Origin of the sequence: Roseibium sp., from assembly GCF_025698965.1 — a bacterium.
Classification (GTDB): Bacteria; Pseudomonadota; Alphaproteobacteria; order Rhizobiales; family Stappiaceae; genus Roseibium.
In genome coordinates, this window is record NZ_JAILWL010000027.1 from 1 (window position 1) to 24,744 (window position 24,744).

The 24,744-nt window shown below is 52.5% G+C and carries 15 protein-coding genes and 3 pseudogenes; 13 read left to right on the plus strand and 5 right to left on the minus strand.

The genetic code is table 11. The features are described from left to right. Positions 1 to 435 precede the first annotated feature (435 nt). Together K5905_RS03905 and K5905_RS03910 are read right to left on the minus strand one after the other, a co-directional pair. Positions 436 to 729: a hypothetical protein gene (locus tag K5905_RS03905; protein ID WP_297580508.1), complete on the minus strand. Its 294-nt coding sequence runs from the start codon at positions 727 to 729 to the stop codon at positions 436 to 438. A 512-nt stretch (positions 730 to 1,241) separates the two neighbouring features. After that, positions 1,242 to 2,147: a LysR family transcriptional regulator gene (locus K5905_RS03910; RefSeq protein ID WP_297580510.1), complete on the minus strand. Its 906-nt coding sequence runs from the start codon at positions 2,145 to 2,147 to the stop codon at positions 1,242 to 1,244. Between the two features lie 99 nt (positions 2,148 to 2,246). On the opposite strand from K5905_RS03910, the gene K5905_RS03915 reads away from it, so the two are divergent. Continuing rightward, a complete protein-coding gene (locus K5905_RS03915; RefSeq protein ID WP_297580512.1) occupies positions 2,247 to 3,191 on the plus strand; it encodes a haloalkane dehalogenase in 945 nt (314 codons plus the stop codon). Between the two features lie 394 nt (positions 3,192 to 3,585). Here the strand turns inward: K5905_RS03915 and K5905_RS03920 are convergent, their stop codons facing one another. Further along, positions 3,586 to 5,463 (minus strand): ParB/RepB/Spo0J family partition protein, encoded by a 1,878-nt coding sequence (locus K5905_RS03920; RefSeq protein WP_297580514.1) that lies wholly within the window; start codon positions 5,461 to 5,463, stop codon positions 3,586 to 3,588. Between the two features lie 665 nt (positions 5,464 to 6,128). Between K5905_RS03920 and K5905_RS03925 the strand changes: the two genes are divergently transcribed. The 7 genes and pseudogenes from K5905_RS03925 to K5905_RS31580 all read left to right on the plus strand — a co-directional run. Then, positions 6,129 to 6,677, plus strand: a complete 549-nt coding sequence (locus K5905_RS03925) for a GNAT family N-acetyltransferase (protein ID WP_297580516.1) — start codon at positions 6,129 to 6,131, stop codon at positions 6,675 to 6,677. Beyond that, on the plus strand, positions 6,674 to 7,309 hold the full coding sequence (locus tag K5905_RS03930; protein WP_297580518.1) for an aspartyl/asparaginyl beta-hydroxylase domain-containing protein: 636 nt from the start codon (positions 6,674 to 6,676) through the stop codon (positions 7,307 to 7,309). The genes K5905_RS03925 and K5905_RS03930 overlap by 4 nt, the downstream gene beginning before the upstream one ends. Further along, positions 7,306 to 8,202: a radical SAM protein gene (locus K5905_RS03935; protein WP_297580520.1), complete on the plus strand. Its 897-nt coding sequence runs from the start codon at positions 7,306 to 7,308 to the stop codon at positions 8,200 to 8,202. Before K5905_RS03930 ends, K5905_RS03935 begins: the two co-directional genes overlap by 4 nt. 55 nt (positions 8,203 to 8,257) lie before the next feature. Then, positions 8,258 to 8,941 carry a hypothetical protein gene (locus K5905_RS03940; protein WP_297580522.1) on the plus strand — a complete coding sequence of 228 codons (684 nt, stop codon included), beginning with the start codon at positions 8,258 to 8,260 and terminating at the stop codon, positions 8,939 to 8,941. Positions 8,942 to 8,956: 15 nt separating this feature from the next. Beyond that, positions 8,957 to 9,196: a hypothetical protein gene (locus K5905_RS03945; protein WP_297580524.1), complete on the plus strand. Its 240-nt coding sequence runs from the start codon at positions 8,957 to 8,959 to the stop codon at positions 9,194 to 9,196. A 1,283-nt stretch (positions 9,197 to 10,479) separates the two neighbouring features. Further along, a complete protein-coding gene (locus K5905_RS03950; protein ID WP_297580526.1) occupies positions 10,480 to 18,816 on the plus strand; it encodes a hypothetical protein in 8,337 nt (2,778 codons plus the stop codon). A gap of 367 nt (positions 18,817 to 19,183) precedes the next feature. Beyond that, positions 19,184 to 19,276: pseudogene (locus tag K5905_RS31580) on the plus strand (hypothetical protein); the annotation flags it as partial. Between the two features lie 141 nt (positions 19,277 to 19,417). Here K5905_RS31580 and ftrA read toward each other — a convergent pair. Next, the gene (gene ftrA, locus K5905_RS03955; RefSeq protein WP_297580527.1) at positions 19,418 to 20,452 is read right to left on the minus strand and encodes a transcriptional regulator FtrA; all 1,035 of its coding nucleotides are present in this window, start codon (positions 20,450 to 20,452) and stop codon (positions 19,418 to 19,420) included. 129 nt (positions 20,453 to 20,581) lie between these two features. Between ftrA and K5905_RS03960 the strand changes: the two genes are divergently transcribed. Continuing rightward, positions 20,582 to 21,415, plus strand: a complete 834-nt coding sequence (locus tag K5905_RS03960) for an MOSC domain-containing protein (RefSeq protein ID WP_297580530.1) — start codon at positions 20,582 to 20,584, stop codon at positions 21,413 to 21,415. 188 nt (positions 21,416 to 21,603) lie between these two features. On the opposite strand, the pseudogene K5905_RS03965 reads toward K5905_RS03960, so the two are convergent. Further along, positions 21,604 to 22,281 (minus strand): annotated as a pseudogene (locus tag K5905_RS03965) (IS6 family transposase). 30 nt (positions 22,282 to 22,311) lie between these two features. Here K5905_RS03965 and K5905_RS03970 point away from each other — a divergent pair. The 4 genes and pseudogenes from K5905_RS03970 to K5905_RS03985 all read left to right on the plus strand — a co-directional run bounded on the left by K5905_RS03970 (position 22,312) and on the right by K5905_RS03985 (position 24,716). Continuing rightward, entirely contained in the window at positions 22,312 to 23,058 is a 747-nt protein-coding gene (locus tag K5905_RS03970) for a GSU2403 family nucleotidyltransferase fold protein (RefSeq protein WP_297580532.1), read from the plus strand. 104 nt (positions 23,059 to 23,162) lie between these two features. Further along, a pseudogene (locus K5905_RS03975) lies at positions 23,163 to 23,246 on the plus strand (DUF1403 family protein); the annotation flags it as partial. 49 nt (positions 23,247 to 23,295) lie between these two features. Further along, a complete protein-coding gene (locus tag K5905_RS03980) occupies positions 23,296 to 23,742 on the plus strand; it encodes an SMC-Scp complex subunit ScpB (RefSeq protein ID WP_297580534.1) in 447 nt (148 codons plus the stop codon). Positions 23,743 to 24,110: 368 nt separating this feature from the next. Next, positions 24,111 to 24,716 (plus strand): hypothetical protein, encoded by a 606-nt coding sequence (locus K5905_RS03985; protein WP_297580536.1) that lies wholly within the window; start codon positions 24,111 to 24,113, stop codon positions 24,714 to 24,716. The last annotated feature ends 28 nt before the right edge of the window (positions 24,717 to 24,744 follow it).

Genomic DNA, 24,744 nt, shown 5'->3' on the forward strand with positions numbered 1-24,744 from the left:
GGACCGGACTGCCGGCGCGATCCTGTTGCTTTGGAGGACCTGGACCGCGCGCCGCAGGGCGCAGCCCTGGCAAAGGATCAGCCCGGCCCGTCAGGGCTGGTCCGCTCGAACGGCTTGAATATTGAAATTTCGGCGAAAACTGTTACATTAAAGACCGGAGTGGGATGACAGGTTTCCCCGTCATCCCCTTCCTTAGACTATCATCGAGACCCGAAGAGACACTGTCCAGGTGCTTCGGGTCTTTTTGATTCTAAGGGAAATACTAATGGGTAAAAACCACATCGGTACTTCCTCCGGTTTGAGAGCAAGGCCGTTGCCTCGGCCGGGCTGGCCTATCCGGCCCGGTCGCGCCGCTGGACCGGCGCTGCTGCTTTTGCCCTCAAAACTGATTTCTATCCTTCTATCACATCTGCCGATCAAAGGGTTAAGCAGGCGTTAACAGAACGCCAAGCCGGGATGATCGGACTGACCGAATAAGCTGATTTCGAGATTGACCAACTCTTCCAGTTCCTTGCGGTATTTGCGAACGCAGCGAAGCGTCCCTTTGCGAACGGAAATGCGCTCAAACTGGCGGCTGTGCTTCATCAGATCGAACAAGACGGCACGGCCACAATTGGGTTTCACACCAGCGCGGCCAATGAAAAATTTGCGCCCGTTAGCCTCGATGAATTCCGGCTGCTTGCTGCTACGAATTTGACGATAGAGCTTGTTCCAGTCGGTGCGGTTCATGTCTGTGCTCAAAGTTTGCGGCGTGTTGCGTTTCTATTTCCGCGTCGCCGGAAACGGGGGAGCCAGATCAAGGACCGAAAGCGAGGAGGGGGATCACCCACGCGCACAAAGCGAAGCTGCGGAGCGCGGGGAAACCTCGCTGCAGGCCGCACAGCGGTTCATCCTTGACCTGGCGGGGGCGAAGCCCCAGCACGGGGACATGACCAGCTTTCAGCCGGACTTTATTCCAGGGGAAGGAAGCGGTTCAGGTTCGAAGAAGAAACGCGATCGGACCGGACTGCCGGTGCGATCCTGTTGCTTTGGAGGGCCTGGACCGCGCACCGCAGGGCACAGCCCTGGCAAGGATCAGCCCGGCCCATCAGGGCTGGTCCATATCAAAACAGAGGCCACTTCCGGCATTGGATGGAAACGCATCATAGGAAATTGCAGACCTTCGTTGCATCGCGCGTGAACAGGAAAGATACGGACTTTTCGGACGAATTCAGTCAGTCAATGGTCGGTCGGCATTACCTCTAGCGCTTTCGTCCCAATTGCATTTCGGGTTTGAGGGCAGTGAGTTCGCCGGCAAGGAAATCGACGAAGCGGCGCACTCGCAGGGTTCGACGCAGGTCACTGTGGAGCAGGATCCAGAGGGTTCGGCTTGGTTCAAATTCGGTTCCCGGCACCTGTTCAAGTTCGGGAAACAGGGACTGAAAAATCACGGGCAGCCTGGACATGCCGCATCCCCGCCGAAGCAAACTCAGATGCATGTAGCCCTCGCTCGAACGATACCGGACATCGGCATTCGGAAAGGGCGACCTGGCAAGCCAGGTTTCGTCCGACCCCGGCCCCGTCCAGCCGATCCAGAATAGCCCCGCGCCACCGGGACCGGCCGAACGAACATTCCGCTCGATATACTCGCGGCTGGCAAACGTACCGATGGAAAACGGATACAGCTTACGGGCGACGACATCATCGGAGACTTCATACGCTACCCGCAGCGACACGTCGGTTTGCGCGCTTGCGATATCTTCGACCACGTCGGTGATTTGCAGATCGATGTCGATGCTGGGATAGGCTCTCGAAAACTTGGCCAGGATAGGAGAAACAACGTCAAACGCCAGGGTTGGCGGGAGCGAAAATCGAACGGTCCCGATTTCTGAGTGGTCCAGTCTGTCCACCCGCCGCCGCGCTGCGGTGAGAGTTTTTTCGGCCTCTTCGGCCAAAGGCAGAAGTGCCTTTCCCGCCTCGGTCAGCTCGAAACCTCGCCTGGAGCGCGTGAACAGCCGCGCGCCGAACATGGCCTCCAGCGCTTCGATGTTGCGTCGGGTCGTAACGTGATTGGCATTCAGGACTGCCGCCCCCGCACGCAGGCTTCCCATGCGCGCCACGGCTAAAAAGTAGGGCATCAGTGCCCAGTCGCTTGGTGTCGTGCTCATCGCGTTTGTTTCATCAGTTAAACGTAATGTGCCAAATACTACTCTATATGTTCCGCTGATGAAGCTTATTTTCCATTCAGAAATCGAATGGAGACCGTCATGAAACGCAGAACATTTCTCAAGCTCACAACGATCGCGGCCGCCGGGGCCATGCTGTCGACCTCCGCACTGGCAGCAGCGCTGCCGGAGAAAAAAACCATGGAGGTGCTGGGTCAGAAGATCGCCTATGTGGACGAAGGCGAAGGTCGCCCGGTGGTCTTCCTCCACGGGAACCCCGCCTCATCCTATCTTTGGCGCGATATCATCCCCCACGTTTCGGGAAATCATCGCGTGATTGCACCTGACATGATCGGCATGGGTGACAGCGACAAGCCACCTCTGGAGAACACTTATGCCGACAGTGTGGACTACATGTTCGCCTTTCTCGATCGGCTCGACCTTCACGATGCCGTCTTGGTCATTCATGATTGGGGGTCCGGAATTGGCTGGCAATATGCGCGCACCAATCCCAACCGCATTTCTGCAATTGCATTCATGGAGGCGATGACGCCACCTTTCATTCCCTTTGAAAGTCTTGAAACGCTCGGGGAAACCGGTGAATTTCTGGGCGCGGTGAAAACACCGGGCGTGGGCGAAGAGATGATCATGACCCAGAACGTCCTGATCGATCAGTTCATGCGTTTCGGCAGTCCGAACGGACAGCTGTCCGACGAGGTGATTGCCGAGTATAACCGGTATTACCAGACACCAGAGAGCCGCAAGATCCTGTTGGATTGGGTGCGCGAAATCCCCATCGGCGGGCAACCGGCAGATGTTCACGACGCAGCGGTTGCCAACAATACATGGATCCTGGAAAGCGACATCCCGAAGCTTATGTTTCACGTCGATCCCGGCGCGATCATTCCAATGGCGCAGGCCGAGTGGCTTCAAGACAATCTCAAGAACCTTGAAACAGTGTTCCTCGGAAAGGGCGGGCATTTCATTCAGGAAGATTACCCGGACGAAGTCGGGCAGGCTCTGGCAGACTGGCTATCGCGTAACTGACCCTAAAAGTTGGGCAAACCGGGATTTGAGCCGTTGGCCCGACCAACTCTCTAAACAGCGACCCGGCCAAGCTGGGGGAAGGTGCTCTTGGTCGGGTCTTTGTGGAACCCCTTATCAGGTTTCAGCCAAGCCCGGGGGCTGGTCTGCATCTGGTTGAAACCCACTAGATAATTCCGGGGCTCCGTATTCGTAGGCCATTGAAAGAGAAGAACACTCTTTCGGATCACCGCTCTCGTAATAGCCGTAAGCAAGATAGGTAGTGCCGTAGGATTCTTGCAGTTCCCAAATTTGTTTTCCTGCAATGTCCCGAATGAGTTTTATGGCTGTCAGCCTTGAGAGAAAATGGCGTGCCCCGCAGGAGCTAGGGCAGGGTAGGCCGAGGGGGGGGGCAGCTTTACGCTGCCTCTTCGATCACTTCATCCGATACAGGAGGCTCGATGGTGAAGTGCATCATGCTTGGTACCCAGCCGGTTCCAGCGACCTTTTCAGCAGCGTAGGCTGCGGCCTCTTTCTTCTTCATCTTCAGAACCGACGCTGCGGCTTCTTCACCACATGCCTCAACAAGTGACTGATGGATCACATCGACCTTGACGCGGGAGAAGTAGTTTTCGGCGGTCGGCTGGAAGTGATCGGTGATGGTAACGCCAAGGGCTTCACCGATCCGGTCACCGTGTTCGATACTGGACCTGTTGTAACCCTCGCCTGAGTCAATGGCGTTGATGGTCTGAGCAACACAGAACGCTTGCAGTTCCAACAGGGTCTTTTGCGAGACGTTCAAACACCAGTCCCAAAGTTCAGCCGGACCGACCGGAAGGACTGACTTCCAGCTTTCGCGGGTCCGCTCCAGAGCATCCAGATCATTGCATTGACCGGCGTCCTTGATCTGGCTTTCCAGACAGGCGCTATCAAGGCTCATTTCAACACTGCCATTGTCGCGGGCAGCACCCCATTCATAGAGTGTCTTGATCGCCATGGAATGGACGGCGACGGCCAAGGCAACGTCAGCATTCTTGGCAAGTTCCAACCGGAGTGCGGCGGTCTTGCGAGCGGTCAATTCGGCCAACAGTGTTTTCGTGTGGGTTGCTGTTTCCTTGACTTCCTCGCCACCGGCAGCACACGCGGCGTTGCTGACTTGCTTGTCCTGCGGATCGATCAGGCCACGCTCTACACGCAGATCGCCGTTGTAACCGATTGTGATGATCACACCGCACAGAGCCTTTTGCTCATCGGAATATTGAGCAACATACTTCGCCTGCAGGTCTTCAAACGCCTGATCAGCAGTTTCAAAAACTGTCCGGTCTTCTTCGTCGCCGGTCTGGTTGAAGCGTTCAGCGGCTTCGTCACTGAGCTTTTCCAAACGCTCAAGCTCTGCTCGATCCTCTTCGGAATATGCAGGCTGTTGCGGATACTCCCGGCCATAGAACTGCAAATCATAGTAGTCAATTTCTGGCTGATACCGGACCCACTTCCAGCCCTCGGCGACAATGTCGATGGTAGCGGCGTCGATCTTGTCAGCCACCATCTTTTCAACGAGGGCCACGTCTTCAACGTACCCACCATCTTGATCCGTAAACAGATCGCAGATGACAGTCCCGCCAGCGTCACGAACTGCATCGAGGCCACCGAGATATTTGATCCGTTTGTCGGATGCCGGAATTTTCCCGTCTGTCAGGGCTTGGCGGATATCGCGACCGTGGCGGTAGTATTGCGGCAGGGAGTTCCAAACCCGTTCCTGCGCCTCGTGATCATCGCTAACGGTGAACGCCTGAAGCTGGGAAAGCTCCATGTCTCCCTTTTCATAGAGTTCGAACAGGACCGGAGAAACACGGGCGAGTTTCAGGCGCTTTGAAACGATCAATTCTGTTTCGCCAAAATGCTTCGCAATGTCCTCGACGGACTTCCCGTCATCGGCAAGGGTCTTGAATGCCTTGAACTGGTCTGCCGGGTCCATGGCAACGCGCATGACGTTTTCGGCAAGGCTGATTTCCGTTGCTTCGTCTTCGCTGCGGACCTGACAAGTGATTTCGTAATCTGCGGTCAACGTACCTTCATTGATCAGATGTTCCACGGCACGGAAACGGCGACCACCACCGGTCACGAGATAATGGCCCCGCTTTTCCCCCGGACGAACAATAAGGTTCTGCAGAATGCCCTTTGCTTCAATGCTTGCAGCCAGTGAGACAATGCTGTCCTGATCGACTTTCGTGCGCACGTTTTTCGGATCGAGCGCCAGCTTTTTGAAAGCAACTTTGATTTCTTTGGTCATGGTCATTGGTTTAGCTCCTGTTTCCTGAAACTCACCGGATTGGATCGGCTCGTTTCATTTTCCGCGCCGTCGGAAACGGGGGAGGGCGGTCATGGACCGGAAGCGGGGAGGGGCATCACCCGCGCGCACAAGCGAAGCGCGGAGCGTGGGGAAACCCCGCTGAAGGCCGCGCAGCGGTTTATCCTTGACCGGCCGGGGGCGAAGCCTCGCTTGCTGATTGGATGACTGGCGCAGTCAGGCCGAAAATTGCGAAGCAATATGCGCGAGCGACCGTTACCCGAATGGGCCGAGACGAATGCGGATTGTGGCGCTAGAATGTCTTGCCGGCTGGAGGCTCTTTGAGACTTCTGCCGGCACTAGATATTCCCGGCATAATCCGTGTTTGGCTCGGTGGAGGCCGCAACGCGGCCGGAATAGAGCGCGGTCCCCTGGGCGCGTCCTATTAAAAAGTCTGGGATCCGAGCTTTATCCGCGACAAATTGAGTTCATAAACTGCAGTGGTAACTGATTGGACAATTTAGATTTTTTAGGTCCAGTGCAGGAACTTATTAACAAATTCTCAAATTCTCAATTTCGCGTATTGATTAATAAAATTTTCTCATAATACCATTGCGTGTATTCGACTTCACAGTCCCGTCGACAAATCAAGTTGACCGCAGGAGGTTCGCAACATGCTTGCACAAGAGGAGGTCGACAGCGGATCAAGCTACAAGTCATTGCGATCTGTTCGCATTCGCCTTGCTGAAAATGAAGATGACTTGCTTTCCCTCCGACCGCTTTCGCAAGCATTCCATTCTGAAAGCCGCTATTCAAGTGTTCCGTATAGCTTTGAAAAGCGAGATAAGCTCTTTCAGCGAGCGATCGATGAACCCAAGTACACCGGCCTATTGATCGCTGAAAGTGGCGGCAAGCCGGTTGGTTTTTTGTTTTGTACCGTTGGCGAATATATCGTTGGGACCGGCAATCTCTTCACAACGATCCATTCATTCTATGTAGACCAGACACTGCGAGGCTCACTTGCTGGCGGCCGTACGGCTGCTCGCCTGCTTCAGGGGGTCATCAAATGGTCAAAGGTTCGAGGTGTCGACGAAATTCTTGCGCATGTAACGTCCGGTTTCGATCTCAAACGCATTGACCGCTTTTTCAGACATGCCGGGTTCAAAACAATTGGCGGTAACTACGCGCTTTCTTTGCAAGTGTCAGACGGAGCTTCCGGATGAGCGCGCATGCTTCCTTGGATCTTAGAGCACTCGCACGTGCCCGAAGGAATCCAATTGCAAAGAAACTTGGGTGCCTGTCCGAAGAGGATTGTGAACGTCTCGCTCGCTACTACGAGGACAATCAAGGCGAAAACATCCTCTTGGAAGCGATGCAGGACAGGGTCTCCCGTGGTCTGGAAATCGAGAACCCCGCATATTTGTCGGAAAACTATGCGCAAGTCGCTTTGCAAAGTCAGGTGGCAACTGAAGAATGCGTTTCCAGTAATCCGAACCTCGACAACTGGCTGCCATTGGATGACAATCTCGTGGCTTTAATTACTGATCAGATCGGTCCTGCCTATCGGATGCGTCTGAGCTGCCTTGCTGAAGGCGCCGAAATCCCGCGTCATGTTGATGACCCTCGGCAGACCCGTGTCATTGCTGTTCTCCGCGGCAGCCATGAATTTACTTTTCATTTGCGTGGCCGCGATCAAGCCATTGCCATGACCAGGGGGGAACTCTGGCAGGTCAATACTGCTTTTGAGCACAGCGTTCGCAACACAGGGAAGATCAGTCGTATCGCTTTGCTCGCAAATTTAGCGAAACAGGCAGCGCAAACTGGTCCGGATGGAGGAGTGGGGTTGGCGCTATGATCCCTGCACGAAAGCTAGAACCATCAGAAAACACTTTTGAGACCATCGTTGTGGATGTGACGCATCGCTGCAATATGACTTGCGCAAACTGTTATCTTCCCGACCGAACCAAGCCCGACATGGACATTGGTCGATTGAAAGAATTTCTGCTGGCACTTCCTTGCAGAACCAATATCCGGATTGCCGGGGCAGAACCAACCCTGCGCAAGGATCTTACCGAAATCATTGCCATCGTGCGTGAAGCGGGGCATCGGGCTGTTCTCCTGACCAACGGCTTGCGACTGTCGCACCGTTCTTATGTCGAGGAGTTGCGTTCAGCAGGATTGCGACACGTCTATATTTCACTGAACGGCGCCGACAACGACGATTGGTATGAAGCTATCGATGGCATGCGATGCGCACAAAAGAAGCTCAGCGCTTTGGACAATGCCATGGCGTCACGACTGATCGTGAACACGGGAACAATCTTGGTTCGCGGCCTGAACGAACAAGCCATACCTCGAATGTTGAGCCGCGTTGCCAGTTACCAGGCGCGCCACGCCTTGCTGCGCTTCAAGAACGTAGGCGCGATCGGTCGTTACGACCAAATTGCCGAGGAAAAAAACCTGACGCTACCGGATCTTGAGCAAATAGCCGGCCAGGCAGTTGGTCATCCGTCGGATCGAATCCGCAATTACAACAGGTTCAAGGGCAAAGTCGAACCAGCGACCCGCTTATTTCCGACAGACATGACATCCGAACCGGGGCAAGGGCTTTGGATTAAGCTGACCGATTGGCAGGCGAGCAAGAACGGCTTGATAGATGCTGGCTCGCAACGCCGTGGGCGGCTGACCTACGATTTCAAAGTCGCGCCGTTTTTTGAAGACGTAAGAGGAACACCCTCGCGGAAATAGATCTTACTTAGTCGAGAGAATTAGCGTCGGCTTGTTATCCAAATTGGAGTATCTGATGTTCGAAAAAATTCACGTAATAAAGCGAATTATACTTACATCGGTTTTCCTATCATCTTCTTCTCTCTCGCTTACTACGAACTCTTTTGCGATTGGCTGTTTGGATGAAACCTTCACAAAGGCAAGAGACCACGCCGAGGAAACAAAAGACTTCACCACATTCTGGGCTGAAATAGACTTAGAAAACGGCAAATGTTTGCTAGACAAATACTACTCGAAGGCCGTTCATATAATACTTGGAAACGTAAATCAAGATACATGCACTGCCGTTTACTTCCTAGAGCGAGCTTTAGATGAAAATTATCTTAATCGAAACGACATAACTATCTTTGAAACGAATGAAAATACAATATTTGATCTACTAAACCCCGTATACAGCGGTGGATACATTGAATTCTCAGCTGTGGAAGGAAGATTCTACTCACTCTACAAAATTCAACAAAAACGTATTGAGATTTTAAAGCAAAGTTTCTTCTCATCGGCAGCTACAAGCAATAAAAAAGAAGAATACGCTCTAGAGACCTTATCAAATATTATTGAGATCCGAGAAAATTCCGACATCGACGTTTCTAGAGAAGAAGAGTTCATCCGATCTATTATATCCGACCCTGATTTTCAGCCGGATCTACCAAGATTTTCTCCAAGAAAGATCGTTTGCAATCCTAATCGCATCGCTAAGTGACCGCGGGAGAAAATGATGGCTAAACTCACCGACGAAGAGTTCAATCAAGTAAATTGGCTTTATGAAAAGGCACGAGACTTTAGTACAGGTTCCTTACCTAAGCTTGTTTACAAGAATGAGTTTAAGACTACCGCAGTAATTTCGAAAGTAGCCAAACGGATTGGATCCGCAATCAACGATGCAAATTTTGACCCAAAAGTCATTTCTAAAGGTTTTGATTTCCCAACAAACATAATTTGCGTGATTAGGCCCTAGAGGGAAGTGGTATGTCATTTCTAAATCTTTCGAAAGCAGATCAAGATGCCGTTTTAGACCTATGCGACCGTGGAAACATAATAGACGGGCTGGAAGGCTGGTGAGCATGGCTTGATTAATCCCGACTCTCAAAGTCGCGGTCAGCTGACTCAAGATTTTAGAAACATACCACTCCTCGATGAGGTTAAGAAATACAGTTAAGTAAAGTAGCGTAACTTAGCAGTGGATGGGTAAATTGTTATGAGGCTTTTTACGGTAAAAAGTAAATTTCTGAAGATTTCTATTTTTGCTCTTATCGCTATTGCTCTACTTTTATTACTTGTTTATTTTTCCTTGCTTCTATTCTTGAAGATTGACTTCATTGGAAAGAACGCTCCGTCATTCTTCAATGCTATTGCCATCTCTGTTGCAGATAAAGATGAAGATAATCACGATATTTGCAAGATTCATACATCTGACTTCAAAGAACTCTCCTGTGAGAACTTCATACTCCTGTCCGATACTACTGAAAATATCGAACACTGTCAAAAGATACACACAAAATTTAATAGATCTACTTTTAATATTCTGCGTAATAAATATTCAATAAAGTACACCACTTCAATATCTGCATCTAATTTGATAGATTCAATAAATAATTATAAATATGACAACAAATTCGACAGAAAAACTGACACCAGTTTATCAAATCCTAGCATAAAATCTTACATCATGTTCCGTAATATTCAACTATTTAGCATCAATACTGTGGATTGCGGTAATTTTTATATACATGAACTGGGGACGCAGTGATGTCGAACTATGAAGTACGATTCAATGTAATCAATGTTGGTGCTTTTGGTCACGTAAACATAACACTCATTGATAAATCAGATCCAAATGCGCCTATAGAAATAACCGTTGGTGGAAACAATCAAAACTTTGGATCCGGCAATGTATTTCCTGATATAGGCGATGTCGGGGACGGTATTGTTCGGGAGGAGAGCAACTATTTAGTTGAAAACGATTATATTTCAAAAACAGTCCCTGTCACTGAAGAGCAATTTCAAGAAATATCTTTGCACGTTTCCGATCTCGTCGGGTCTAGTTTTGACTATTCGGTAGCAGGCGAGACATGTGCTCAGTTTAGCGAATATGTCTATGGGCTCACAGGACACCCCGGCAACATGGGGTCACTATTTACAGAAGAAGAAAGATTCGCAGGCAAAGCAGGTGGCCTTGGCGTTTGGTTGAAGATAGATGGCGATTTCCCCGTCGCGGCACCAGTCTCGGATTTTTGGGATATGTTCCCATTAGACTACTCCGATGTTCCTGCATATCAGCCCGACACCCCTGTCGCAGAACACGTCCCGAATACGAACAACTTCTTTGGAAACCCACAGTCAGGCATCCTCGGAAGCATTGGTAATGTCATTGACCGCGCTTTGGACGGCTACGGTGAAACAGGTGACCGAGCTGGCGATATTATTTCCGATGTTTTGCACGATATTGAAGGCGCAGTCGAAGCGATAACAGAAACCTTCACTTGGGGCGGGTCGACAAGTGTTGTTGGTAATCTAGGAGAATTCGTCACAAATGTAGACGAAGCAATTGAAAGCGTTAGCGCATCAATTGGTGATGCTTTCAGTTGGGCGAGCGATGCTCTCGGAACTTACGTCAGTGAAACGATCGATGGTGATTTCAGTCCCGACGACCTTTCGGACCAGCCCACAGGCGATAGCGGTGATGGCGATGGTGATGGCGGCGGCGGCGACGGCGGCGGCGATGGCGGCGGTGAAGGCGATGGTGATGGCGGCGGCGGCGACGGCGACGGTGGCGGTGATGGGGGCGGTGATGGCGGCGGCGGCGACGGCGACGGTGGCGGTGATGGGGGCGGTGATGGCGGCGGGGGCGATGGCGGAGGGAGTGGCAAGCCTATCGTTGTGGACCTTGATCACGATGGCCTCGAACTGATCCAACTGGGTGATAATTCACCTGAATTCGATTTCGACAATGATGGCTTTGGTGAACGCACAGCTTGGGTCGCTCCTGATGATGCATTGTTGTTTTGGGATGCTGATGGAGACGGCCTTCTGAAGAATGCGGCACAAATTGCGTTCGCTCTTCTTACGGCAGACGACCCAAGTGACACTGATCTCGAGGCACTTGCGAGGGTCTTCGACACAAACAAAGATGGCGTGTTTGATCTTCACGACGAACGTTGGCAAGAGTTTAAGCTCTGGAAAGACGGTAACAGCAACGGCGTCATCGATGCGGGTGAATTACTCGAATTGGGCGGCGTTGGCATCACAGCGTTCAGTCTAGAATATTCAAATGCGACACCTACGGCTTATTCGGATGGCACGATCGTACATGGGATATCAGAAGCTACTGGATCAGGTGGGACGACATATACCGTTGGTGACGTTTCATTCGCTTTTGATGTTTTCGGGTCGTCTCAGACAGTCGATAATGATGGCGTCTTTCTTGAAACAGATACTGGACGAGATGCATTTATCGCGACAGATGCAGCGGGCGTAAACCGTAGCTTTGCCCGAGGAGCAATTGTTACTGGCTCATCAGGTAATGACACTTTCGACTCAGCCAGCACCTTCGATTCTATGTTTATCGACGGTAAAGCTGGCGAAGACACGCTATTTGGCGGCTTCGGCGATGATGTCCTCCTGGGTGGTGATGGCAACGATGTGATCAGTGCTGGTTCCGGCAATGACGTCATTTTCGGGGATGCCGGAGCCGATCAACTTGATGGCGGAATTGGGATTGATACAGTTTCCTATGCTCAATCGGGCTCAGCCGTTACTGCTAATCTCAATTCTGGATTTGCGTCTGGTGGTCAAGCAGCTGGGGATGTTCTCGTAGGTATCGAGAATGTCATTGGATCGGCTCAGGCTGATAGCCTGACAGGAAACTCCGAAAACAACGCCCTTGAAGGGCTAGCAGGTAACGACACACTGAGTGGTGGCTTAGGCGACGATGTTCTATCAGGTGGAGCGGGAGCCGACACTTTAGACGGCGGCGTAGGAACTGATACTGCAGATTATTCAACATCTAATACGGGTGTCAGCGTAGACCTTCTCGCGGGCACAGCAGATGGCGGCGATGCTACTGGCGACGTTCTTTCGGAAATCGAAAACCTTTTTGGTTCCGATCACGATGATCAGTTGAAAGGGAACGCGGGGGCAAACCTGCTGTTGGGCGGAGCTGGGGACGATCAGCTTAGCGGCCAGGGTGGCAATGACACGCTGTCAGGTGGCGCCGGGGCAGACGTGCTTTTTGGTGGTGGTGGTGATGACACATACCTCGTCGGTTTTGGTCACGGCACGATCGGCACACGGGACATTGGCGTTCATGTCGAAACCACTGAAGAAAGGTATCTTGCGGGCTATCACGGCCAAACAGCAGTCTATGGAACTCGGACCACAACAACGCGCACGCTTGTGAATGGGGGAACAGACGCGCTCAAGCTGGAAAGCGGCACCACCTTCAACGACTTGACTCTGCACCCTGACAGCGACGACCTGATTTTCACTTTGCACGCCCGCAACGATCAGGATGTTGTCGAGGCAAACACTGTCATTACTATCGAGAATAACCAGCAAGCTGACTATGTAGTTGAAAAGCTGGAGAACGCTTCGGGTTTTGTCATAGATCTCACAGGCATGATCGCCGGTACGGGCGGGACAAGCCTGGCAGGAACCTCGAATGCAGACATTATTTTTGGTACAGACGCCTCGGAAACCATTACCGCTGCTACTGGAGACGATGTCATCATCGCCGGCCTTGGCAATGACACAATAGATGGTGGCGATGGCGCCGACCGCATTTGGGCTGGATTCGGTAACGACGTTCTTGACGGTGACATCGGCAATGATCTGCTTTCCGGTGGAGACGGCAACGATAACCTGACAGGTGGTGACGGCGACGATCAGCTGTTTGGCGGTGACGGGATCGACACACTCTTTGGCGGATCAGAAAACGATCTTCTGGATGGTGGCGACGGCGACGACATTTTAACAGGCGGCGCTGGTGACGACAAAGTGTTCGGCGGCGCAGGCGATGACACCATAAATGGCGGTGCAGGAGCTGACGCTTACTCGGGTGGTTCGGGTACTGACACTGTCGACTACTCGCAATCATCATCCGCGATCAACGTGTCTCTTTCCGACGGCACGGGAGCAGGTGGCGATGCTGAAGGGGACACTCTGTCCGCAATCGAAAATATCGTCGGAACGCAGTTTCATGACCTCCTTACTGGCAATGGAGCGGCGAACAAGTTTCTGGCCAGCTATGGGGACGATGTTCTGTTCGGTGACGGCGGGGCGGACTATCTTCACGGCGGATATGGAACAGATACGCTCGACTTCTCAGGAAGTATTGCCGGTGTCACCGTCAGCCTGAGCATTAATGCCTTGTCGGGAGGTGTCTGGGAGGGTTTTGGCACTCGGGGCGACGCGTATGGAGACAGCTATTACGCCATCGAACGCGTAAAAGGCACCATTCACGATGACATCCTGCAGTCCAGGATTACCGGATCTGAACTTATCGGTGGCGAAGGGGATGACGTCTATATCGTGACGTCCTCGGTGGATGTTGTCGAGCTTGCCGGCGAAGGCGAGGATGAAATCCAATCCTTGACTGGCGAATATTCCATTGCGGATCTCGACACCATTGAGCGCCTCAGCTTTGTCGGCAACGGCAATGCCAAATTGACGGGCAATTCTGGAGACAACGTTCTGAAGGGAGGCTCCGGAAATGACTGGCTAACCGGCGGCACGGGCGCGGACCTCCTAATAGGTGGAGACGGTGCTGACTATGCCGTTTATTTGACCGCTCCAGAAGCTGTCACTATCAACCTCAAGACTGGTGTTCACACCGGAGATGCCGAAGGTGACACCTACGAAAGCATCGAAGGCGTCATTGGTACCCAGTACAACGACACCTTTGTAAGCGGTGCGGAGTCTTTTCTTCTAAGTGGTGGTGACGGCTTTGATACGGTTGATTACTCCACCTCGGCACAGGCTGTGAGCGTAGACCTGGCCAATGGAAGCATCGGGACAGGGGGAGATGCTGAAGGCGATGCTTTTTATAGCATCGAGCGTGTGGTTGGCTCCGTTCATAACGACACGCTACGGTCTTCCGTCAGCAATAGCGAACTTGCCGGAGGTCTTGGCGATGACGTGTACATCGTTGGAAACTCAACCATAATTGTTGAACTCGCTGACGAAGGCGACGATGAGATCCAAGTCACCTCGAATTACTCTCTTGAAAACCTGCAAAACATCGAACGCCTGACCATGATCGGAAATGGCAATGCCACGCTAACAGGCAACGCCGACGATAACGTTTTAATAGGCGGTTCGGGGAATGACACACTGATTGGCGGCTCCGGAGCAGACCGCCTCGTTGGCGGAGCTGGTCTAGATTATGCGAGCTATTTGACGGCAGCTGCTGCCGTTAACATCAACCTCAAGACCGATATTCATACCGGAGATGCTACCGGAGACATATTCGAAGGCATTGAGGGCCTGCTGGGGACGTATTACGACGATAGTTTCGTGAGCGGATCGGAAGCCATCATCTTAAGTGGCGGATACGGAACCGATACGGTGGACTATTCCACATCAGCGGCAGCAGTGAATGTCGATCTAACGGAAAGCATACAGTCAGGCGGTCTTTGGCGGGGCGTCGGTACTGAAGGTGATGCAGAAGGCGACACTTATTACAACATCGAGCGCGTCATCGGGTCTGCGTTTAACGATACTCTGCACTCCACCGCCAGCGATAACGAACTGATCGGTGGCCTCGGTGATGATGTCTACATCGTGGGTGCCTCGACCGAGATTATCGAGTTGGCAGGCCAGGGCGATGACGAGATCCAGGTAACCTCAAACTACTCCATAGAAAGTCTTGTAGCCATCGAACGCCTGACAATGATCGGCAGCGGCAACTCAACGCTCACAGGCAACGCAGGCAACAACGTGCTCACGGGAAGTTCCGGAAACGACACGCTAATCGGGGGAGCCGGTGCAGACCATCTTGTTGGCGGCAATGGGGTAGACTATGCGAGCTATTTGACAGCCTCTGAGTCCATCATCATCAACTTCAAGACTGGGGATCAGACCGGTGATGCAGCAGGTGACACCTTTGAGAACATCGAAGGATTGCTTGGCACTCAATATGACGACACCTTTGTCAGTGGCGCCGAAGCCATCATCTTAAGCGGCGGATACGGAACCGATACGGTGGACTATTCGACGTCCTCGGCCGCGGTAAATGTCAACCTGACGGAAAGTGTTCTTTCAGGCGGTCTTTGGCAGGGCGTCGGTACCGGAGGTGATGCTGAAGGAGACACTTACTACAATATCGAACGTGTTGTCGGATCAGCGTTTAACGATACCTTACAGTCCACGGTCGGCTATCGCGAACTGGTCGGAGGTGAAGGTGATGATGTTTACATCATTCACGGATCGGCCGAGATCATTGAGCTGGCTGGTCAGGGTGACGACGAAATTCGCGCGTATAATGGTACATTTTCAATCGAAAATCTGGAGGCGATCGAACGCCTAACGGCTCTCGGCAACGGTAATGCAACGCTGACAGGCAATATTGGCGACAATGTGCTGACCGGTGGTTCTGGCGACGATCGCCTTATGGGTGGAATGGGAGCTGATCACATTGTTGGTGGGGCGGGGCTTGACTACGCGCTGTATTCAACTGCGAGCGACGGGGTCAAGATCGATTTCAAGACGGGGACCCACACCGGAGAAGCCGCGGGAGACACTTTTGAGAGCATCGAAGGCTTGATCGGTACACAGTATGACGACACTTTTGTCAGCGGGTCCGAAACTCTCCTTCTCAGCGGAGGGAGTGGAGTTGACACTGTGGATTACTCAAGCTCCAACTCTGGCGTTGATGTCGAGTTGGTCAACGGTAGCATTGGTGCTGGCGGTGATGCCGAAGGTGATAGCTTCTATAGCATTGAGCGTGTAATCGGCTCGGATCACAATGACATTCTAAGGTCCAGAACCTCCGGCAACGAACTCGTTGGCGGTACGGGTGATGATGTTTATGTTGCCGACACGGATGTCAATATTGTCGAACTCGACGGCGAAGGTATTGACGAAGTTCGCACATACTCCGAAAGTCTCAACCTAGCTGACTATGCCAACATTGAGAACTTGACCTATCTGGGTAACGGCAACGTTGCAATGGCAGGTACCGCCGAGAGCAATGTTCTCACGAGTAGTTCCGGAAACGACATATTAACCGGGGGAATGGGCGATGATCGCCTCATTGGTGGCGCAGGAAGCGATACGTTCGTATTCTATGTAGGCGATGGTAATGACGTAGTCGAAGACTTCGCGGCAATTGGTTCTGCACCTGACAAACTCGAATTCTCAGGTTCAGTATTCGCTACTCAACAGGCGGCTTTAGACGCAGCGGCCGACGATGGAAATGGCAACGTTGTTTTCACAGTTGATGCAGATACGGTCACACTGGAAAACGTATCGCTCGGCGAACTGACCACCGATCATATTGTCCTTCGTCTTGATAATTTCGAAGGCACAAATACAGGTGAAACAATCATCGGAAATTCGGGCGCCAACCGGATCGACGGCAAAGCCGGGAACGACGTGCTAGTCGGGCTCGGAGGCGCTGATCAACTGATCGGCGGTACAGGATCTGACACCGCTGATTATTCGGGTTCCAACTCAGCAATTGACGTGGATCTAATCAACGGTGTCGGCGTGGGCGGCGATGCTGAAGGAGATACCTACGATTCTATCGAACGGGTTATTGGCACCGCCTACTCCGATACCCTGAGAGGGTCGGTTAGCGGAACGGAACTGATAGGTGGCGCCGGCGACGACGTTTACATCATTCAGAATTCTTCGGTCGTTCTCGCTATCGAGTCTGAGGGGGGAGGAATTGATGAAATTCGCACGACCTCTCGGACCTTCTCAATGGAAAATGCCGAGCATGTTGAGCGATTGACCTATTTGAGCAACAGCAACGCCACGTTGACAGGTAACGCTGGCGACAATGTGCTGACCGGAGGGGTGGGGAATGACCAACTCTTGGGTGGAGTAGGTGCTGATCATCTGGTCGGCGGCGCCGGCACCGATTATGCAAGCTACCTGAATGCCACTGAAGCCGTCACCGTCAACCTGAAGTCGGGTATTCACCTGGGAGATGCAGCGGGTGACACATTCGACAGCATTGAAGCCCTGGGTGGTTCGAATTACGACGACACATTCGTTGGCGGCGCTGAGGCTTTCTTTCTCAACGGCAGAAACGGAACGGACACCGTCGACTATTCCGGTTCAGCAGCGGCCGTGAATATCGATCTGACGAACAGTTTGTTATCGGGTAATTGGAAAGGTGTCGGTTCTGGCGGTGACGCGGAAGGAGACACTTACTACATGGTCGAGCGCATCAAAGGCTCGGCGTTCGATGACACGCTGCGCGCCACCTCCGGAAGCTGGGAATTGCATGGCGGTGACGGGAACGATGTCTATGTCGTAAGCTCTGGCGCCAACATTATAGAATCAGCAGGCGAAGGAATTGATGAAATTCAAACCCTAGCCAGCACCTTTGACATGTCGGGCATGGCTAACGTTGAGCGTCTAACGTTTGTCGGGAGCGGCAATGCCAGATTGACCGGAAATACCGCGGACAACATCTTGACCGGAGGCACGGGAAATGACGTGTTCTTTGGTAGCGCTGGCTCTGACCAAATTGTCGGAGGAAACGGTACAGACTACATGAGCTACTATACGCTTGCAGCAGCTGTCACGGTCAATATCAAGACAGGTATTCACAGTGGAGATGCGGTCGGAGATACTTTCGACAGCATCGAAGGTCTGTTTGGTACGCAGTACGATGATACGCTGGTGAGCGGCTCAGAAGCTCTCCTTCTTAACGGTGGCAATGGCTTTGACACTGTTGACTACTCTACGTCCGGCGCAGGGATCGAAATAAACCTGATTGATGGCAGCGTGGGTATCGGCGGAGATGCTGAAGGTGACACCTATTACAATATTGAACGCGTGATAGGTTCTATATTCAACGATACTCTTCGTTCGACTTCCGGGAGTTCAGAGCTGCGAGGTGGGGGAGGTGACGACGTATATGTTGTATCGTCTTCCGTCACTGTTGTTGAGGCAGCGGCAGGTGGTATCGATGAAATTCAAACCACCTCGAGCAGCTTCAACTTATCGGGTGTCTTAAACGTTGAAAACCTCACCTATGTCGGCAGCAGCAATGCCGCGTTGACCGGCAATGCTGAGAACAATGTCCTAACCGGGAATACGAAACACGACCAACTCTCAGGAGGTGATGGTGCGGATCGTCTGATCGGTGGCGCCGGAAATGACACGCTTACGGGTGGTGTTGGAAATGACACCTTCGTATTCAAGTCGAATGAGGGTAGCGATCGCATCAAGGATTTCACAGACGGTGAGGACCTGATTGAGATTCAAAGCGGTGCGTCAGCGTTTGGTGACCTTGTCTTGGAAGCATCAGGAGCAGATACTGTTGTCAGCTTCGAAGGAACAACGGTGACAATTGAAGGCGCTCTACTACACGATATTGATCAGGCCGACTTTCTATTTACCTAATCCACGGAAGCGTAGGTATTATTCAAGTAAATCTTGAACACACAACTCTCGTGCAGAGATCAACCTGGCCCGTCGGCTTTTGGCGCCCCCCCACTATCGACGGGATGACCGGCGCAGCCAGGCCGGAAAATGCGAAGCAATTGCGTGAGCAATCGTCACCCGAACGGGCCGAAACGAATGCGGATTGTGACGCTGGAATGTCCTGCCGGCATTAGATATTCGTAAGCGGCCGCTGGATCCCACCTATTCGCTTCCGTCATGATGCTGGAATCCATACCCATTGTCGATGTGGGAATGGAGGAAGGTTTGGGAGTCCATTTGCGGATATGAGATTTTGGTCGGATCCGCGGGATAGCGGCGCTGGCCGAATGAAGTAAAGGGCCAGCTTTTCGCGGAATCCTATGTGCCTGGTTTGACTGTGAACGAGGTCGCCCGGCGTGTCGGGGGTCGATTTGGGTAAGGGGCGAAATACCCCTTTAGCGATTTCGACTTATAAACAACCGCCTTTCGCTGCGGCGTGTGTGAACTGGCAAGAAGCGGGACACAGTGAACTTTCGCTGCAACTGCACGAGTGTCCGCTTCTCTGTAAAATACTTGGTCTTCAATTGTGCCGAAACATTTTTCGGTATTGCGATGGTGACGTGCCGCGTAGGCGGCGAAACTCTCTGCGAAAAGTTTCACTGCTTCCAAATCCTGATGCTTCAACAACGCTGTTTAGCGATAAGTCGGTCACTTCCAAAAGGTCCGCTGCATGAGCCACTCTAGTTTCTGTCAGCCATGCCAGTGGTGTTTTCCCAGTGGTAGCTCGAAATTTCCGCTGGAAGGTGCGAGGTGTAAGACCTGCGGCGTCCGCCATCCGAGACATCGGCCAGTGTTGGTCTGGCGTTGCGCGAATCTTGTCGAGCAATGGAGATATCCGTCCTCCTAATTCATGCGGCACAGGTGCAGTAAGAAACTGCTGTTGGCCGCCGTCGCGATGCGCTGGAAGCACCAACCTTCGTGCGACTGTATTTGCGAACTCTGCCCCGAAGTCTTGTCGGACAATATGCAGGCACAGGTCCAGACCGGCGGCCGACCCCGCTGAGGTCAGAACCGATTGATCATCAATGTAAAGCACATTCGGTTCCACCTGAACCTTCGGGTATCTGTCCGCGAGTATTTTGGCATAGCGCCAATGGGTGGTCGCCCGCTTCCCATCCAATAGGCCAGCCGCTGCGAGGACAAACGCACCTGAACAAATGGAGGCCACCTTGGCGCCGTTGGCATAAGCGGCTTTTAAGGCCTCAATCAGGTCATTTGGTACGGTCGCGTGGGCATCCCGCCAGCCAGGGACAATAACGACGTTTGCCTTAGATATCTGTTCAATCCCAAAATCCGGCAAAACACTTATACCCCCAATTGCCCTTAGAGGCCCTGGCTCCGCGGCAACGGTTGTCAGGTCATACCAACAATCAAACTCTGGCCGAGGAAGCCCGAACACTTCAAGGCCAATCCCATATTCGAACGCGCATAGCCCATCATAGGCGAGTAGGCTGACGCGCAAATTTTCTTGTCTTGCGAGCAAACGACCGGTCACCGAGCCGCCTGTTTCAGATGCGTTTTGTACGTTTGGCATAATATGATCGAATACTGGCATTTTAGACATTACGGAAGAAAAAGATGCGGATGTAAAGGTCTGCCTCCTGGCGTATTCTGACGGTGGCCTGGGTATTTCTTTCAACCACGCAGGACAAGAATCCAACCGCCAAAAGGAGTACAACCGGATATGACAACAGCCCCCTCTACGCCTGCCGTTCGCTCAACAGAAAACGCAACGTTTTCGATCTGTCTTGCCGAAATTCTTGGCGCAGATGTTGGTGAAGTGCCTGCCTCTTCCACCGGCATTGGCTTGGATGGTATCGGATACTGGCTGGCGGCGCAGAACCTCGCTTTGATCCCTGTGAGAGATCCGTCCAAATTTCAGTGGGCTGGTTGGTGGATCGCACGTTTGGCTGATGGCGATGGGTATGTCGTGATGGCGGGCACCCCGTCAGATGTCGCCTGGGTTCCGAAAGGCGTGACACGCGGGTCGCAGGAGGTAGCAGAAGGCTGGGTTGTCGCCGCACCCGCGCTGGCTTTGCCGTCACGTGACGCACAGAGCGGAACAGTCGAGACCATCTATCGTTTTGCCGATTCCGGTGCGCCGGCTGAGGAGCTGCAAACGGCCCGTCTGATTTCTGGAGTTGGAATCGATGGGGATCGCTATGCCCTTGGAAAAGGCCATTTCTCGGAAGAAGGGCGTTGGGGGCAAGCGCTTACCCTAATTGAAGCGGAAGCCATTGAATTTCTTGCATCAGAACATGGTGTCGAGATGCCTGCTGCTGATGCCCGTCGCAATATTGTCACGCGCAATATCGACCTTAATTCGCTAATGGGAAAGCGCTTTCGCATCGGTGGTCTTCTCTGTCAGGGATCACGTCTAGCCGAGCCCTGCGCATGGCTGCAAAAGACCACCCCTCCAGGGATGTTGCGCGGGCTGGTACACCGGGGTGGCCTGCGTGCGGATATTCTAGAAGATGGAATCATCGAGAGGGGCGATCTGGTTGTTCCAGAAGGATGATTGGTGCGGTTTATGTTGATGTAGGCGAACAGCGGACCTTCGTTCCAATCGCAGTATCCGGTGAAAAGGGCTCAGAGTCAGATTTCACTGCTTGCTGCGCGAATGTCCGATGTTGTGGTCCGGAAGCTCGTCGGGAGGTATTGCCAACTTATTTTGATCAGATTGCAGGGCGCTCGAAATGACGGAATTCAGGCTTTCATTTCGGCAGTATAGTCGGCCCACAAGCCGAATGCGTCTGCTCTTGCATGCCGGTATGAGAGAGCCGAAAGCTTATATCGACGTGGACGGAAAAGTGTGTGGATCTGATCGTGAGCGGATAGGAAGCGTTGCGCCTGGCCAGGCGACTTGAACTTGCCCATGATCTTTTCCCGCTTCCTGGTCGGACGGTGAGAATTTTCAATCCTGTTGTTCAAGCCCTTATGGGCCCGATGATCCGCTTCTGGTGCGAAGGATTGAACCGGCTTGGTGTAGCAACGCAGTTTATCCGTCACCACAACCCGTGGCTCGCCGAATTGTGCGACCAGTTTGCAGAAGAAACGCTTGGCTGCCTTGGCGTTGCGACGCGGTTAAACCAGAATGTCGAGCACATCACCGTCTGCATCAATCGCCCGCCAGAGCCAGTATTTCGTCCCAGCTATGATGATCACCGCTTCGTCGACGTGCCACTTGTTGTTTGGGTTCGGCCAATCCCGGCACATGCAGTGCGCAAAATGTCGGCCGAACCGGTTTACCCATTTTCGGATCGTCTCCCGGCTGACAATGATACCTCGTTCTGCCATGAGTTCTTCAACATCTGCCGTGCTCAACGCGAAACGATGATAAGCCCAAACGGCATAGGCGATGATTGACCGCGGAAAGCGAGACAAGCGGAACGTGAACGCGCGAGGTTGACGCGGGTGCTGCGAGCAGAAGGTTATTTATTCGCAGATGTCGCATCTGGTCAGGTGGTTTCAGCTATGGCCAAAGCCGGTGTCTTTCGGCTCGGCGGAACGATTGTCGGTACCCAAGCATTTCGGTGTTACGAAGGCGAACTAGGAATTCGGATCGGTTTCGATCAATCAGCAACAACAGACGATTTAGACATCGCAAGTTTTGAACGATTGTCGCTCGCGCTCTCTGATACGGTCGAACCACCCCTTGCCGAAGTTTTTTCCGAATTGAACTTTGATCCTCTGCCTACGATTGGTGAAGGGAAAACCTGGCGTTGGCGGCAAACAAATCGTCTGGCTCTGATTGAGTTCCTTACGCCGTCATTTGAAGAGGATGAAGCAATTCGTGATCTCCTGTCGCTGGGAGTGAGCGCACAAAGCCTGCATTTTCTGAATTATCTCATTGCTGACCCCATACGCATACCATTCCTCTATCGGTCAGGAGTGCTTGTGCAGATTCCGCGGCCAGAGCGTTACGCGATACATAAGCTGATTGTTGCCGACCGAAGGCAAGGCGGCTCTGACGTACTGAAAGCTCACAAGGATCGAGCACAGGCTGCTTACTTGATTGAAGCCCTGACCGAAACAAGGCCAGATGACATCGCTGAAGCTTACCACCTTGCCAAAGAAAACGGTCCCGCGTGGCGTAAGAGAATTTCGGCAAGTTTACAGCGTATGCCAGAAACGGACGAGCTACTCAAACAATTGTCTTGATCACTCTCCAAACTTGCCAAATTGCAATTCTGGAGAGTGATCGCTACTGGTCTGAGTAGCAGACTTGTAACTGAAAGCAGATGGTTGATGCTAGGCAACTATCTCGCCGTCTATGCGACCGGCTCGTCGGTCTTGGAGCGATCCGTGAACTGACTGGCCGATCCACGTGCCGGCTTTACGGATTGTAATGGGGATGACGCAGGCAACGGACCAAAACCAAAAATATTGGATCGGGAATTGGCCGATTTTACAGCGAACCTACGCTGGCGCGAGTGGAAGGGGCGTGTTGAAGGAGTGATCTCTGCCGCGCCCGCGCCGGTACCACGGGAAAAGCTGCAGCTTGTCGTCGTCCAGGACTGCAATCTAGATCTGCTGATCGAGGACATTCGGGAAGGGTTGCGCGATCGGCCGTACGAGTTAGTGGTCGAGGGGAACGGCTGGCAGTTCAGGTCCCGACCGCGGTTTGCCGATGCCATCCGGACGGCGGCCAGCGTTACGGACAATGCGGTTGGTCTGTCGCAACGGGATATAGCGATATTGGCAGCGGTCGCCTATACGGGCTTGATGCCGTCGGAGATGAAGTGGCTTACTAGAGGCACGTTTTCGTTTCTGAGTGCCGCTGTTGCCAAGACCGCTGCGTCGCATTCTGCCTGTATTCCCTTAATCAGAAGCAATAATGATTGATGTTGCGGAGCGCAATCAGAAGATCGTCAGAAGTTTTCACAAGTTCATATTTGCCTATATGACTCACTTTTGAGATAAATTTCATAATAAAATTGAATCCAATATACATATTGCGCTCATTAGTTAAATATTTAACTTTTGGTTAACCATAAATAATCTCTATTGTACTTACCATGCAGGCGGTGTTTAGATTTTTTTCTTCACCGTATTTCGCTTTTTCTATCAAGGCGGCCGTTGCACGCGGGTGGTTTAGTGCCAGGCTGCGCTCCCGGTGCCTGCCGATACAATGCAAGGACATTGTTGTGTGCAGAAAACTAATTCCTAATTCGTTCTTCGAAACAACCGCGCGCTCATGTACTTCTCTCCTCATGCTGCTGACTGGCGCAATTTTCGATAGCTCCCGGGCGCAAGAAATCATCGATGGCGGCGATCATGAAATCGTTGGGGGCAGTGATGCCACGCAGGCAGCCCCATGGGATCTCTCCAGCACCGATTTACGCGTCGGCGATACCGGACAGGGAATGCTCACGATTGAGGAAGGCGGAGCGGTCACTTCTGCACGATTGGTAGTTGGGAATTCTTCCGCAAGTCAGGGAGATGTCACAGTAACCGGCGAAGGTTCCAACCTGGAGGTTGGAGACGATCTTGTCGTCGGGGAGGAGGGCCAGGGGACCCTCATCGTGGAAGATGGCGGAGAGACGTTCGTCGATGGCTCCGTGATCCTCGGAGAACTTTCTGCTTCAGAAGGAAGCCTCACGGTAGCCGGCGAAGGTTCCAGCATGGAGGTTGGGGACGATCTTGTCGTCGGGGAGGAGGGCCAGGGGATCCTCATCGTGGAAGATGGCGGAGAGATGTCCCTCTCTGGATTAGGAGTTTTGACTATCGGAGCACTTTCCGATTCAGAAGGAAGCCTCACGGTAACCGGCGAAGGTTCCAGCAAGGAAGAAGGACAAGAACTTATAGTCTGTGAGTAGGGCCGGGGGAACCTCATCGTGGAAGATG

Bases quoted from the DNA above. Each gene is read 5' to 3' on its own strand.
- K5905_RS03960 (WP_297580530.1), top strand. From the start codon at position 20,582: ATGACAACAGCCCCCTCTACGCCTGCCGTTCGCTCAACAGAAAACGCA.
- K5905_RS03920 (WP_297580514.1), bottom strand. From the start codon at position 5,463: ATGACCATGACCAAAGAAATCAAAGTTGCTTTCAAAAAGCTGGCGCTC.
- K5905_RS03935 (WP_297580520.1), top strand. From the start codon at position 7,306: ATGATCCCTGCACGAAAGCTAGAACCATCAGAAAACACTTTTGAGACC.
- ftrA (WP_297580527.1), bottom strand. From the start codon at position 20,452: ATGCCAGTATTCGATCATATTATGCCAAACGTACAAAACGCATCTGAA.
- K5905_RS03905 (WP_297580508.1), bottom strand. From the start codon at position 729: ATGAACCGCACCGACTGGAACAAGCTCTATCGTCAAATTCGTAGCAGC.
- K5905_RS03985 (WP_297580536.1), top strand. From the start codon at position 24,111: ATGCTGCTGACTGGCGCAATTTTCGATAGCTCCCGGGCGCAAGAAATC.
- K5905_RS03950 (WP_297580526.1), top strand. From the start codon at position 10,480: ATGTTCCCATTAGACTACTCCGATGTTCCTGCATATCAGCCCGACACC.
- K5905_RS03930 (WP_297580518.1), top strand. From the start codon at position 6,674: ATGAGCGCGCATGCTTCCTTGGATCTTAGAGCACTCGCACGTGCCCGA.
- K5905_RS03945 (WP_297580524.1), top strand. From the start codon at position 8,957: ATGGCTAAACTCACCGACGAAGAGTTCAATCAAGTAAATTGGCTTTAT.
- K5905_RS03940 (WP_297580522.1), top strand. From the start codon at position 8,258: ATGTTCGAAAAAATTCACGTAATAAAGCGAATTATACTTACATCGGTT.
- K5905_RS03910 (WP_297580510.1), bottom strand. From the start codon at position 2,147: ATGAGCACGACACCAAGCGACTGGGCACTGATGCCCTACTTTTTAGCC.
- K5905_RS03925 (WP_297580516.1), top strand. From the start codon at position 6,129: ATGCTTGCACAAGAGGAGGTCGACAGCGGATCAAGCTACAAGTCATTG.
- K5905_RS03915 (WP_297580512.1), top strand. From the start codon at position 2,247: ATGAAACGCAGAACATTTCTCAAGCTCACAACGATCGCGGCCGCCGGG.